Here is a 1,553-nt window from a genome sequence, read left to right on the forward strand (position 1 = left end):
GCCATTAATCATCGCAAAACCGGCACTCATTATTAAATAGTGAGAAATTTAACTTAACGAAACCGCTTTAGCTTAAATATAGCCAAGGCGTTTTATGACAAAAATTCTCTTTTTTATTGTGGGATGGACATCTTGTCCATCCCACTTTTTTTGTGGTTAATCGACAAAACTTAAGCAATTTTAGGCTGAAGTCTAAGAAGATGTCTTAAAAGTTCCGAAAGGTATAATTTTGCAGTTCTGCACTGGGTTAAGTGTAACGCAAAATCAAGGTTTCTCATCTGCTGAGATGCTTTGCTGTGCTAATTATCAGACCAAAAGACCCTTTTAAAACATCCTCTAAATGCGTAGGCGTAGCCCGTCGTAGACATCGCTAAAAACCAAACCCTAAATGTTTAAAGGATGAAATCAGTCGCGGCGATCGTTGACAATCCATTCAGTTGAATTTCTAAATTTGCGGTGAAGTTATTGTCGTTACCGATATCTGCCTGAACGAATAAGTTGCCATCATTACTAAAGTAGCGTACTTCGCCAGCAGATCCAGTGAAGGCAGCAGTACCGATAAATTTGAAGGCTTGATTGCCAGCAGGTGAGAGTTCGGCATCTATCGCTGACAAGTCGATCTTGTCAATCCCTGATGTGAAATCTATAAGGATATCCCGTGCCACACCTACCTGACTTTCAGAAGTATTTAAGTACTTGAAGGTATCGTTGCCACCGCCGTCAGTTATTGTGTCAGTACCTGCACCACCGATAAGAGTATCGTTGCCATTTCCACCATTGATTTGATCGTTGCCATCTCCACCGTCGATTTCATCGTTGCCATCTCCACCATTGATTTGATCGTTGCCGTTATTGCCGAACAGAAGATCGTTACCAGCCAAGCCTCTTAGAATGTCGTTCCCACTATCGCCAAGTATTTCATTGTCTAAATTATTACCTATTGTGGTGTTATTGTCGGTTAGATTGCCATCAAAAATGTCCGTAAAAACTGGATTAGCCATGATTATTCTTCAAAGCACTACATTAAAGATTTTGTTTTATATATCACTGTATAAAATTAAACTTTACATTAAGTTACATGTTTAGGACTTACGCATTGACAGAAAAACCAGATATTTTGTAGCTGTCACGTTAGTATCTTCAAATCGCATACATTTTAGTGAGCTATTAAGTTATCTATCTTTAGACAGATATTGGAAGTTTTAAGTTTTAGATTACACGCGATATACTTTTATATTACAAAACCATCTATTGTTTTAAAAGGACTCCGACAATACTCTGGTAGATTTCTGAAATGAGGAACCACTGGCTACGAAATGTGTAGAGTGCGTGCTCAAAGCAGATGATGGAAACGCTATTGCTGGTGCATTGCCTAGCTTACGTCCAAGAGTAGGAGCATCCGTGCCCTGCGCCGAAATTATCACTGATCGAACACCAGAGTTATCAAGGAGTCAAAACCAAGTGAATCCTAATGACAGCAACATTAACAAACCATCTCTAGAAATCAACGCTTCTCGCCAGTTTACCCCTTGGCTGTATGAGCAAAACCTGAG

2 protein-coding genes are annotated in these 1,553 nt (G+C 39.5%); one reads left to right on the forward strand and one right to left on the reverse strand.

Annotated features, from left to right (window positions below):
* Window positions 1–392: 392 nt before the first annotated feature.
* A complete protein-coding gene (locus VE944_RS25605) occupies window positions 393–1,001 on the reverse strand; it encodes a calcium-binding protein (RefSeq protein ID WP_324983756.1) in 609 nt (202 codons plus the stop codon).
* 328 nt (window positions 1,002–1,329) lie between these two features.
* Here VE944_RS25605 and VE944_RS25610 point away from each other — a divergent pair.
* A partial coding sequence (locus VE944_RS25610; RefSeq protein WP_324983759.1) for a hypothetical protein occupies window positions 1,330–1,553 on the forward strand: 224 nt, incomplete at its 3' end.

It is taken from the genome of Nostoc sp. (assembly GCF_035638895.1).
Lineage (GTDB): Bacteria > Cyanobacteriota > Cyanobacteriia > Cyanobacteriales > Nostocaceae > Nostoc.